The sequence below is a fragment of the Cytophagia bacterium CHB2 genome (genome assembly GCA_030263535.1).
Taxonomy (GTDB): domain Bacteria; phylum Zhuqueibacterota; class Zhuqueibacteria; order Zhuqueibacterales; family Zhuqueibacteraceae; genus Coneutiohabitans.
The window spans coordinates 1-12,648 of sequence record SZPB01000180.1 but is presented as its reverse complement, the minus strand read 5'-3'; the positions used below and the strand labels follow the sequence as shown (position 1 = coordinate 12,648).

At 54.2% G+C, this 12,648-nt stretch carries 9 protein-coding genes; 7 read left to right on the top strand and 2 right to left on the bottom strand.

Annotated features, from left to right (window positions below; translation table 11 throughout):
• The first annotated feature begins 39 nt into the window (after positions 1-39).
• From FBQ85_17045 to FBQ85_17020, 6 genes are all read left to right on the top strand, one after another.
• Entirely contained in the window at positions 40-1,068 is a 1,029-nt protein-coding gene (locus FBQ85_17045) for a hypothetical protein (protein ID MDL1876854.1), read from the top strand.
• Positions 1,069-1,436: 368 nt separating this feature from the next.
• Entirely contained in the window at positions 1,437-2,447 is a 1,011-nt protein-coding gene (locus tag FBQ85_17040) for a glycosyl hydrolase (protein ID MDL1876853.1), read from the top strand.
• 187 nt (positions 2,448-2,634) lie between these two features.
• Positions 2,635-3,987 (top strand): methyltransferase domain-containing protein, encoded by a 1,353-nt coding sequence (locus tag FBQ85_17035; GenBank protein ID MDL1876852.1) that lies wholly within the window; start codon positions 2,635-2,637, stop codon positions 3,985-3,987.
• A complete protein-coding gene (locus tag FBQ85_17030; protein MDL1876851.1) occupies positions 3,977-5,437 on the top strand; it encodes a VCBS repeat-containing protein in 1,461 nt (486 codons plus the stop codon). The genes FBQ85_17035 and FBQ85_17030 overlap by 11 nt, the downstream gene beginning before the upstream one ends.
• Before the next feature lie 427 nt (positions 5,438-5,864).
• Positions 5,865-6,758, top strand: coding sequence for a DNA-3-methyladenine glycosylase 2 family protein (locus FBQ85_17025; protein MDL1876850.1), 894 nt, complete (start codon positions 5,865-5,867; stop codon positions 6,756-6,758).
• Positions 6,759-6,977: 219 nt separating this feature from the next.
• Entirely contained in the window at positions 6,978-8,666 is a 1,689-nt protein-coding gene (locus FBQ85_17020) for an aldehyde dehydrogenase family protein (GenBank protein MDL1876849.1), read from the top strand.
• 40 nt (positions 8,667-8,706) lie between these two features.
• Here FBQ85_17020 and FBQ85_17015 read toward each other — a convergent pair whose 3' ends face one another.
• Both FBQ85_17015 and FBQ85_17010 read right to left on the bottom strand, forming a co-directional pair.
• Positions 8,707-9,096, bottom strand: coding sequence for a rhodanese-like domain-containing protein (locus tag FBQ85_17015; GenBank protein MDL1876848.1), 390 nt, complete (start codon positions 9,094-9,096; stop codon positions 8,707-8,709).
• A 68-nt stretch (positions 9,097-9,164) separates the two neighbouring features.
• A complete protein-coding gene (locus FBQ85_17010; GenBank protein ID MDL1876847.1) occupies positions 9,165-10,661 on the bottom strand; it encodes a DUF3187 family protein in 1,497 nt (498 codons plus the stop codon).
• Positions 10,662-10,717: 56 nt separating this feature from the next.
• Here FBQ85_17010 and FBQ85_17005 point away from each other — a divergent pair, with 56 nt between their 5' ends.
• The gene (locus FBQ85_17005) at positions 10,718-12,046 is read left to right on the top strand and encodes a geranylgeranyl reductase family protein (protein ID MDL1876846.1); all 1,329 of its coding nucleotides are present in this window, start codon (positions 10,718-10,720) and stop codon (positions 12,044-12,046) included.
• The last annotated feature ends 602 nt before the right edge of the window (positions 12,047-12,648 follow it).

Below are 12,648 nucleotides of genomic sequence, written 5' to 3'. Positions count from 1 at the left end.
GGCACACGCGAGGAAAACCTCAAACGCCTGAGAGACGATATGATCATGATGGCGGCGCAGGGTTATCGTTTTTATGTCGAAATTCGCAAACGCCTGGCCGGTGACGCACAAACGCCGGAAGAAATCGACCAGCGTGTCAAAGCTTTGGAAGAATTGATGCGCAAACCCGGCTTCGTGCAAATCGCCAGCAAAGAGTCCGCGGAACACGTGGTTCCCGTGGCCATGTTGTATGATTACAAATTCGATTCCAATCTACCGCTCGAAAAGTACACGCTTTGCCCGGATTTTCTTACCGCGCTGCAAGCCTCACAAAATCTTCTCGACATGAAATGTTTTCAAGGCGACTGCGCCAGCCGCGGCAAACTTGATGTCATTTGTCCCAGCGGCTTTTGGGGCTACCGCCACAATATCGGTTTGCCGGTGTCGATCGGCAAAAGTGAGGCGCCGGCGGCGATGAAGCTCACTTACGAGGGAACGCAATCGATGAGCGTGGCGGTCAGCACCGATCAAGCGTTCAAATTGCGCAAGAAACACGTGGAAAAATTGCAGGCGTTGCGCCAGGGGTTGGGATGGAGTTACGCGGAAACCCGCGATGACGCCCTGCAAATGATGAAAGAGAAGCCCGGCCACGTGATTTATTTCTACTGCCACGGCGGCATGCATCCGGTTTGGAATGTGCCGTATCTGCTCGTCGGCGATCCGCAAAACACGCAGGGCATCACACGCGACAATTTCGAAGCGTATGACATCAAATGGGATAAGATCAAGCCGCTGGTGTTTTTGAACGGCTGCCACACCACCGCGCTTTCGCCGGAACAAACGTTGAACCTGGTCAGCGGTTTTATCGAAGATGCGCATGCCGCCGGCGTGATTGGCACCGAAATCACCATCTTCGAGCCGCTCGCCTGTGCCTTTGGCGAAGAATGCCTGGAACATTTTTTCAATGGCGTTCCCATCGGCGAGGCGGTGCGCCGCGCTCGCTTGAAACTGCTGCAAGAAGGCAATCCGCTTGGATTGGTTTACATACCGTTCGTGCTGGCAAGCTTGACGCTGGTGAAGGCGGGATGAAAGCTGGAGTGGTGGAGTGATGGATGGGTGGAGTGATGGAGTGATGGAGTGTGTTTGGGAGTTCTTCCACGGCTTGGCCGTGGAATTCTTCTCGTCTTTTGGGTAAATATAGCCAGTGCTTTCGCTGTCAGACCCCTTTTAAAATGTGGCGCTTAGCCGCTGATCTACACCGAGCTGCGCGGATTTCAGGTTGAAAGAGACTGTTCTGGAGCAAGAAAAAAAATCCGTGAAAATCCGTGTTCATCCGTGGCTAAAGAATAAGTGTACGGTCGTGATCCTGCCTTGCCCAGGCTGGCGGTACTACAAGATTGGAACAGAAGATGCGGAGAATCGTTCTCACCATTTCATCTGTTGCCCTCGCGGGCGCACTGTTGGCGCAAGACCATGACGCCAAGCCTGTCGGGTTGAGTTGGCAATTCCAATCAAGCGGGTTGACTTCCTCCCTGCGTGGTATTTGCGTCGTGAACGATAACATCGCGTGGGTCAGCGGCACGAAAGGCAGTTTTGCCAGAACACTTGACGGCGGCCAGACCTGGCTTGCTGATTCCGTTGTCGGCGCCACTAACCTGGATTTTCGCGACGTGCAAGCTTTCGATGCCGAACGTGCGATTCTGATGAGCGCTGGTTCTGGCGAGCTTTCGCGCATCTACAAAACCGAAGATGGTGGCAAAAGCTGGCAGTTGAAATATCTCAATGAAACAGCCGAGGGCTTTTTCAACGGCATGGCGTTTTGGGATGAACACAACGGCGTTCTGGTCGGCGACCCGGTTGCGGGACAATTGTTCGTCATGCTCACCGCCGATGGCGGCAACACCTGGCAGCCGCTTCCCGCAGAAAGCGCGCCGGCTGTCGTGCAAGGTGAATACGGCTTTGCCGCAAGCGGCACGAATCTCGCCGTGCACGGTGAGAGCCATGTCTGGATCGCCACCGGCGGCGCGATTGCGCGCGTGTTTCATTCGCAGGATCGCGGCAAAACCTGGAACGTCGCTGTAACGCCGCTCGTGAGCGGCAATGCCGCTTCCGGTATTTTTTCGATTGCGTTTCGGGATGAAAATCACGGCGTGATTGTCGGCGGGAACTATCAGGAGCCAAATGCCGCGCAAGCCAATGCTGCGCTCACCAGCGACGGCGGTAAAACCTGGGAGCTGATCAAGAATCCCGCAGCAATGGAATACCGTTCTTGTGTCGCTTACCTCACACAGTCTTTACTCGTTGCCGTTGGCCCTTCCGGCTCGGATTATTCGAACGATGGCGGGCTGACGTGGGCGCGCTTCAGCGCCGAAGGTTTTCATACGTTGAGTTTTGCGGCATCAACAAATACCGGCTGGGCGGCGGGAGCAGAGGGGAGGATTGGAAAACTCGTCAACGCAAAAAAATAAACAGAATCCCTAACCCGGCCGTGCTAAAATCAAAATAACCGGACACACATCAAAACAGACTCACGCCGATTTTATCTGTGGAAATCTGTGTCCCATTTTTTTGTTTCACAGCAGATGTTTCGCTTTTAAGAATCAGTAATCGTTTAATTACCACGCGCTCACACCACATTTTCTCGAAACGATTTTCTTGATTTTTCGCTCAAACACATCAAACCTGCTTTACCGCTGGCTCGGCGTGCTGCGCTGCCCGCAATGCCATGGACATTTTTTACTGGCAATGCATGACGGCTCCCGCGCCCTGCGTTGCAGGGATTGCAGCGCCAACTACGGTATAAACGATCACATACCACGACTCATCATTCCCGAGCGCCTGAACGAAATTGCCTCGTTTTGTGAAAAATACGATGCCGTGCGCTTGCGCGAAAGCTGGGCCAGCGAGACGCCGGATTACTATCTGAATTTGCCGTTTCGCGATCTCACCGGCGAGCACGAGCATGAGTGGCATTTGCGCGCGCAATCGTTTCGTTTTCTGCAAAATTGGCTGAAGAAAAATTACGGCAGTCGCAACCTGCGCATTTTGGATATCGGCGCAGGCAGCGGGTGGATGAGCCGCCTGCTTGCAGATCAGCACGAGGTATTTGCGCTCGACGTGAACGCCGGGCCCCACGGCCTGGCAGCTTTGCCGGTCGGGCAACGGCGTTTCATGGCAGCGCAGGCGGAATTGGAACGCTTGCCGTTGGCCGGCAACTCGTTTGATCTCGTGGTTGCCAATGCGAGTTTGCATTATACTCATGATCTAGCGCAAGTCTTTAAGCAAGTCAGCAACGTGCTGCGCCCGGGCGGCAAGTTGCTGGTGATGGATTCGCCGGTATATCCAACACACGAAGCGGCGCGGGCAGCGCACGAACGGAGCCGCTCGTATTATGCGCAGCAAGGTGTTCCCGAGCTGGCAAATAATTACGGCGGCTTGACGGAGGAGATCTTTGAACAACCGTCGGCGTTTCGTTTTGTGTGCGTGCGCCGCGATTTCTCCAGGCTGGATCATTTCAAAAAATGGCTGCGCGATAAAACCGGCAACGGTGGCGCCGCGCGTTTCCCCATTTGGCTGGGCGAGCGTGTTGCTCAATCGCAAGAACCTTGGCGGCCCGGCCGTTCGCGCGCCGGCGCCGCGGTGATTCATGAGCGCCGTTTGTTGACCTTTCGTTGCCAATCGGAAAGCGGATATTTCTACCGCATTCCCGGCGGCGGTATCGAACCGAATGAAACTCCTCAACAAGCGGCACAGCGCGAGCTACGAGAAGAGCTTGGCCTCACCGTCGAATTGCAGCATTGTTTTGGCCCCTATTTTCGCGCCAGCAAAGCGGAGTGGTATTTCCTCGCCGCCGCCGATCAGGGAAATTTGCCGCTGGATCAAGCATTGGCGCCGGAAGACAACTGTCTGGTGACCTGGCTGCCGGTGGAAAAACTCGCGGATTATGATATTCACCCGCATGTGCTGAAGTGGGAGATGGTGGAGTATTTCAATCATTATGATGCATGAATTTTGCACCCCCAAAAGAAATTTGTCATTCAGAAGGAATCATGTGAAATTTGGGGCCGGGGCTAAATTTTCACAAGATTCTTCCAGAATGACAAACAGGAGGAGACTTAATTTTCAATGGTACAATACGCTAGCTGTTTCTGCAAACCTCCGGAACCCCAACAATCCTTTCATCAAACTTATCGTAATCGGATTTGGCAAAATTGTGTTGTTCTCGCTGATCAGTTGTAATCATGAAGATTTCCCCTCCCATCATCTCTTCCGCGCTACCTCAGCCGAAACCGTCTCCTCGCCGGCGGTTTATGATTTTGATCGCGATGGCCGCCTCGAGATCGTCCTTGCTTCCTTTGACGGCTTTTGCTATTTGGTGGATGATTCCCTGCGCGATCTTCCGAACTGGCCGCAACCGGTTGCCGGTGGCGTGTTTTCTTCGCCAACGTTGTGGGATATTGACGGCGATCAGCAACCGGAGATTTTCATTGGCGGAAATGATGGTGCATTGCACGGCTGGCATTTCAACGGTTCGGCTGTCACGGGATTTCCAATCGCGCTCGGATATCGTCTCTGGTCTTCGCCGGTGATGATCGCCGATTCTCTGCTCGCCATCGGCGGCCGGGAGCAGATGCATGTGTTTGATCGTCGCGGCAAACCTGCGCCGGGTTGGCCGCAAAGCATGCGGGGCTGGGCCATGGCAACTCCGGCGTGGCATGAGGATTTGTTGGTCATCACAACTTTGACGCTCGGCGATGCGAGTCGTGGCTATGTTTATGCCTGGCATCTTTCGGGAGAATTGTATCCGAATTTTCCCGTGCATTTGCCCATGGATGCGCCGGCCTCCCCGAGTCTGGCAGATTTGAATGGCGATGGCCGCGTCGAAATCATTGCTGGAGACGAAGCAGGATTTCTGCACGTTTTGCAATTGGACGGCAGTGAGCTGCCGCCGTTTCCGCGCTTGGTGGGCAAGGGCATTCATTCGAATCCAGTCATCGTTGATCTCAACCGCGATGGCAAGCTCGATATCATCTTTGGCACGACGGACGGTGCGGTGCATGCGTGGAATTCCACCGGCGATTGTTTGCTCGGCTGGCCGGTGCGCACGGGTTATGAGATCAACAGCTCGCCCGCCCTCATCATGCTCTATGAACATCGCTACGGCCTCATCATTGGCGGTGGCGATGGTTTGCTGCATGGGTTCGATGCTGGCGGCCAAATCATTCCGGGATTTCCGCTGTCGTGCGGTGCGGAGGTGTCTTCTTCGCCAATGGTGGTGGACCTTGATGGCAACGGCAGGCGCGAAATCGTTGTGGGTGCACACAATGGCATTCACGTCATTCGAGATTTGTTGCCGTCTGCGAATGGCGCAATTCAATTGCTTGAATGGCCGATGTTCCGTCGCAACTTGCAGCGAACCGGTTCGCCAATCCTCCAAAAAAATTTTACCAAAGATTGATTCCGTTTGCGCCTTTGTAGCAAAATCGCTCCAAAAAAGCGAAGAATTCAGCCACAGATGCACACTGATGAAACACGGATGCGAGCAAGATGATTTCCGACTGCAAACTCGCAACGGTTTTTCTTTAAGCGATAAGGTGCCCAAAGTTAGAGTAAAATTCTGAAAGATTCTGTTCACAAAATTGAAATCGCACAAAAGTTTTTTACTTTTGTGGGCGGAGTTTAAGACTGCTCGAAGAGCTTCGATTTTCAGCTTGGCTGAAAATCGGCGTAGATTTTTTCAAAAAAATGTTAGGAAAAAAATCCGTGAAAATCCGTGTTCATCCGTGGCTTCAAAACCTTTGGTTGCAGCTTTGCTGCGCCGTGAAATCTGTGGTTCGTCGATTCTCTTTTTGATTCCGGTTCGTCCGGTGTAGGTATATTGAAAAATGCCATACAAACTCTTCCCTTTGGGTGACCAACTCAATTTGCCGCTGACATTGCGACGCTATCATGCGTTTGGCGAAGACGCGGCAAATCGATATGATGGCAAGGTTCTCAAGAAAGTGTTTGCCGTCGATTCACGTATGCATTTGCTCACGCTTTTCGCCCAGGCAAATCATGCTTGTTATGATATTTTTCCAGCGACGAAAGCATCGCGAGTTCTTGCTGAAGCCGAGCGCATCGCCCGCCACCTTCTCGGTCTGCAATTTCCACTTACCGCGTTGTATGCGTTTGCTAAAAGCGATCCGGTGCTGCGCCGGCTCACGCAGCAATATCGCGGCTTCCGGCCGACGCTGGCAGCCGATCTCTTTGAGATGATGGTGACGTCGATCAGCGCGCAGCAGATCAATCTGCAATTTGCGTTTACGGTACGCAGCCGCCTGGTGCGGCGTTACGGCGAGAAACTGCACTACAACGGGCAAATTTATTTTGCCTTCCCCTCGCCGAAAAAACTATCACGCGTGCGTATTAGCTCATTGCGCGCGCTGCAATTCACCGAGAAAAAGTCCGAATACATCATCGGCCTGGCCAAGGCGATTCATGCCGGCGGGCTTGATCTTTATAAATTGCAGAACCTCTCCGACGAGGAAATTGCCGAACAACTCCTGCCGCTGCACGGTGTCGGACGCTGGACGGTCGATTGGTTGCTGGCGCGCGGACTTGGCCGCGGCAATGCCATTGCCGCTGGTGATCTCGGCGTGCGCAAAGCGATTCAATATTTCTACTTCAATGGGGAATCTCAATCAGAAGACACAATTCGCGCATTCGCACAACGTTGGGGAAATTTCACCAATCTGGCCGTGCATTATTTGCTGACGGGATTGGCATTAGGCTCGTGACTGGGCGAATTCTTTCTTGCACAAATTGTATCTCATTTGTTTAAAGTTCATATTGCAACTCAAAAGAGTTTTGTTAGATTTGGTAGCGTTACTTGTCCGCACATGGCTTGGTCGTTGCTGATGAATGCCGCCGCGGATTGAAGCACCGGCTTTTTGATGCTCTTGTTTGAAAGTCATTTTGCAGGCCACTGCTTGGACAATAAAGTTTCAGGAGCTAACATGTCCGCTCTCCTCGATCAAGATCTGCAATCTCTGCAGGAAGTGCGCAGCCTGCTCAGCCGTGCGAAGGCCGCGCAGCTCAAGTTCAAAGAATTCTCGCAAGAGCAGGTTGACCGCGTGGTCGCGGCCATGGCTGAGGCCGGCTTCAAGGCGAGCGAGCGTCTCGCGCGCATGGCGGTTGATGAAACCAGATACGGCAAGGTCGCGGACAAAACCATCAAGAATCAATTCTCCACGCGTGATCTTTATGAGGGCATCAAGCATCTCAAGACCGTCGGCATCATTCGCGAAGACACCAAGAAAAAAATTCTGGAGATTGCCGAGCCCATGGGCGTGGTTGCGGCCGTGGTGCCGACCACCAATCCCACCTCCACCGCGATGTTTAAATGTATCATCAGCGTGAAGTCACGCAATGCCGTGGTGGTGTCGCCGCATCCGCGCGCAAAGGATTGCACGCAAGAGGCGGTGCATGTGATGCGCAAAGCTGCGGAAAGCGCAGGCGCGCCGCCGGATTTGTGTTTGTGCTTGTCATTGCCCACGCAAGAGGGCACCAACGAATTGATGCGCCATCGCGACACTGCCGTGATTCTCGCCACCGGCGGAACCGGCCTTGTGCGCGCGGCCTATTCTGCGGGCAAACCTGCGTACGGCGTGGGTCCGGGCAATGTGCCTGTGTACATCGATCGCAGCGCGGATATTCCCAAAGCGGTTGCCGATGCGGTGGCGGGCACGACGTTCGACTGGGGCACGCTGTGTTCTTCCGAGCAGGCGCTGGTGGTTGATGCGCCGGTTGCGGATCGCGTACTCGAAGAGCTCAACAAGCAGAAAGCCTATTTTTTGAATGAAACCGAAGCCGGCAAAGTTGCGAAGGTTTTGGTCACGCCGGAATTTCGCATTAACGGAGAGATGGTGGGACAAGCGCCGCAGCGCATTGCCGAAGCAGCAGGAATCAAGATACCGGAAGACACGCGCGTGCTGGTGGCGCGGCTCGCGGGCGTGGGCAAACAGTATCCGCTCTCGATGGAAAAACTCTCGCCTGTGCTCGCGCTTTATGTTGAAGACGGCTGGCAAAAAGGCTGCGATCGCTGCATGGAACTGCTCAACTTCGGCGGCCGCGGCCACACGCTCGGCATCCACTGCAACGATCGTGACATCATTGTGCAATTCGGTTTGAAAAAGCCCGCATTTCGCATCATCGTCAATTCGCCGACGGCCATCGGCGCGGTGGGATATACCACCGAACTCGATCCCAGCATGACCTTGGGTTGCGGCTCTTACGGCGGCAACATCACCAGCGACAACATCGGCCCGGTGCATTTGATGAACATCAAACGCGTGGCATGGGAAACCAAGCCGCTGGCAAAACCACGCGACACCGGCGCCTGGCGACCCTCAGTTTCCGTGGAAGCGCGCAGCCGCGAGGCCTTCCCTTATCAAAAGGCGTTGTCCTCCGAGGTTTCACGCAAAGGCGTGGCGCATGTGTCAATGCCAGTTGCTGCCCCAATTGCGGTAGAGACGCCCCGCCGGGACGTCTCTGCAAGCGGTGTCTCCACCTCAAGCCCGGCTGCGCCGCCTCGCCGAAACGATTCCACGCAACCCGAGCCTGCTGCACAAAAATTTGGCGCGAGCGGAATGACTGCCGAACAGGTGGATAAAATCGTCGAAGAATTTTCCAAACACCGGAAATGATGCCATTGTCGGGGCGTCCCGGTGCAATGCCCTGGCAAGATCATTCATTTTGAATTGCCTGCCACGCCTTCATCCCGCCGCGTAGATTGACGGCATTGAAGCCGCGTTTTTGCAGAATATTGACTGCGTTCACGCTGCGCGGCCCGGTGGCGCAGTAGACCACAATCTCGCGCGCGCGAAATTCCTCCAATTCCTGCCAACGCCTGCCCAGTTCTTGCACGGGAATGTGTAATGCGCCTACGATATGGCCGCGGCGAAATTCTCCCATTGTGCGCACATCGAGCAAAACCGGCGGGGAAGCGCTGCGCAATTTCTCCGCAACTTCGTCTGCTTGATAATGCCGTATTTTTTTGCCAAGAACAAATTGACGCGCGATGATGATCGCCAGCAATGCGATTGTGACGATGCCGATGATAATCTTGATTGACATTGTCGTTTCTGGTTGATGATAGATACCAGGGACGCCCCGACGGGGCCTCCTCACCGTGTTCTACCTAATCATTTCTGAATTTCCACCCCCACCTGCATCCCCAAATCCGGTGAGCTGTTGAAATAGGCATAATTCTCCGTCACCGCAATGCTCCAGCGCAGACCGTGGCTGCCGTCGATCTTCACCCCCGCAGTGATTTCATGCGCCATGCGGCGAATGCCTTCGCCGGTCACGCCGCGTAAGGGACTGGTGGTGTGGCGATCTTGAATCAAAAGAGAAACGCGTTTGCCGAACGAATGTTCGTAGTTCAACGTCAGTAAATAAATCGGAGATAATTCAAGCTCCGGCAAAATCTCCCAACGACCGGGCTTGGTTATGGCGACATTCAAATCCAGCCAGTTGCGCTGCCAAGCCCACGAGGCGCACACATTGAAACCATAATCGAACGAACCGTTGCCACGGAGTTTTATGTCGTTGCCGGTTGGTAATTCGAGGCCGGCGGCGAGCGCCAGCGCCGGTCGAAGCTTTTTCCCTGTGATTAGTTGTTGCTTCGCAATCAAAGACAAATCCCCAATCCCTGTTCCCGCCAAATCACTTTTGTCTCCAAAGAAAAGCTGCTGATCGAAATACAAAAACACATTGGCATCATGTCGCAGAAAATCCGGGCGATCGCCGTCGGGAAAGCCGAAAATTTTATGAAAGCGCTCGATCATCGGATCCATAAACTGGCCGCCAAAGCGCAGCACTGGCAACTCTGCTGCCAAAGAGAATTTTTCAAATGGCGTATATTCCAGCCGCAGCGTCCAGCGATTCACTTCGGCATCGATCAGAAACGCATCGGCATTCGGGTTGTTTTGCAAAATGCGCTGCACGGTTTCGATCGTGAAAGGATTGCGATTGCCGGACGAATCGAGATTCTCCACAATACCGCCGGATTTGACGAAGGTATTGGCGCGATCGTATGAGAGTCCCACACGAAGCTGATTCACTGGCATTGTTGCTGCCGGTTCCGCGGAGAATGAAAGAAAAGGCAAAGCAACCGGAAATTGATTGTGACTGTGCAGCGGGCCGCGGCGTGTTTTGCTTTGGGCGTTGGCCCGCTTGGAAGAAGCGGCCAGTGGGTTGTTGGCTTGAAAATGATACCCCTCCCGATTTGTCATTCCGAAGGAATCCTGTGACAATTCAGCGCTAACGCTAAACTTCACAAGATTCTTTCGGAATGACAGATTGGGAGGCTCGTGCAAATTGCACATTTGTACGTTTTCAATAGGATTCCCGTAGTCCCCGCCCCTTGTGGGCGGCTCTTCAAAAACAAGCTTTGTCTCTGGCATAGCGCCCCACAAGGGGGCGGGACTACAAAAACCGTGAATTCCGTAGCCCCCGCCCCTTGTGGGCGGCTCTTCGAAAACAAGCGTTGTCTCTGGCATAGCGCCCCACAAGGGGGCGGGACTACAAAGGACGTGCACGAGAAGTGCAAGAGAGATCAAGATTTGGGCATTTTGCAAACGATTTTTCCTTGGGCAAAAATCGGATAAGGGAAACGGCTGTTGTGCCACAAAATACATTCATTCCCTCGCCGAAACAAGCGCCATTTCAAAGGCCTTGCTGATTTCGATAATTCTTGTTACCATTTCGCGCGAACCAAAATGCGACGGCCAAGCCGTCGCAGATCATTCCGCAAGCGCGCATTTCCAATCACAATCAGGAGGCGATTCTGAACACACGCAGGGAGGAATACGACGTAATCGTGGTGGGCGGCGGGCCGGCGGGCGCGACCGCCACGCTCTATTGTGTCCGCCACGGTTTGAAGACGTTGCTGCTCGACAAGGCCAAATTTCCCCGCGACAAAATCTGCGGGGATGCGATTTCCGGCAAGGGCTTGCGCTTCTTGCGCGAGCTGGGTTTGGAAAGCGATCTGCAAGCTGCGCCGAAAGTAAAGGCGCGCGGCATCATCTTTTCCGCGCCCAACGGCGTGAGCGCCGACATCTCTTTCACCCCGCCGCGCTCGAACAAGCAGGTGCACGGATACGTTTGCCGGCGATTGGTGTTTGACGAGGTGTTGTTCCGCGCCGCGAAGAAAAATGCGACGGATTGCATTGAAAATTTCAACGTCGATCAAGTCATCAAGGATGGCGATCGTGCCGTTGGCGTCTCGGGTCGCGATCAAAATTCGGGCGAGACGCAGGAATTTCATGCGAATCTCGTGCTGGGCGCCGACGGCTTCAACTCCATCGTGGCGCGCGGCATGAACCTTTATGAGCACGATTCCCGGCATTGGTGCCTGGCCACGCGCGGCTACTATCGCGGCGTCAGCGAGCTGACAGATTATATCGAGATTCACTTTGTTGAAGATGTGCTGCCCGGCTATTTCTGGATTTTTCCGCTGGAGGAGGGGCTGGCCAATGTCGGCATCGGCATGCTGCATTCCGAGATTCGCAAACGCAAGATCAATCTGCGCGAGGCCCACATTGCGGCTACTGAGTCGCCCACATTTAAGAAACGATTCGCGCACGCGCAGCTTACAGATGCGATTCGCGGCTGGAATTTGCCGCTGGGCAGCAAGCGCCGCCAAATTCACGGCAACGGTTTCATGCTGCTGGGCGACGCCGCCGGTCTGATCGATCCGTTCTCGGGCGAGGGCATCAGCAATGCGATTTATTCGGGACATTTGGCGGCGCAGGTATCCGCGGCCGCGTGTGAAGAACAGAATTTTTCAGCGGAGAGATTGGGCGAGTACGCAAATTTGTTGTGGGGTGAAATTGGCCACGAGCTGCAAACCAGTTTCATGTTGCAGCGCATCGGCCGCATCAAGCCGTTGCTAAATCTCGTGGTGGGCAAAGCGGCAAAGAGCGTCGAGGTGGCGCAATGGATATCGAGCATGATGGCCAACGAAATGCCGAAAGAAGCGCTGGCCTCGCCGATGACATATTTGCGGTTATTGTTCACCTAATTTTTTTAAAGCCAATTCTGTGCAAAAAAGCAAAGATTTTTTGTAAGCGGATTACACGAATATAGCGGATAGCGCCATTTCTTTATCTGCTATATTCGAAGAATCCGCTTACAGTAAGCTTTTGGGTTGCGGCTCGTCCGCCTGTGTAATGATAAATGGATCGTTGGAAAACAAATCCATCAATCCAACGATCCGCTATTCTGTTGCGAAGAGATCCTGCTGCGCCGAGGGCCGGCGAAAATGCTCAGTCGAGAGCGGCCGGCGGATTTGATTGAGGCCGTGCTTTTTGCAGCAGACTTCGAACATGCGGTGCAGCATTTCCGCGCGTTCGCCTTCGCCGGTCATGCGTGTACCGAAACGGGGATCGTTGAGCTGGCCGTTGCGCACGTCGCGAATGGCGTTCAACACTTTGGCGGCGCGCTCGGGATAATGCGTTTCAAGCCAGTTCGCGAACAATTCTTTGAGGGCATAGGCGAGGCGCACCATCACCATGCCGGCGCGCGTTGCGCCGCGTTCGGCTGCTGCGGCGAGAACCGCGGCCATTTCGTGATCATTCAAGCCGGGAATCACCGGCGCAAAATTGACGCCGACGCGCACGCTGG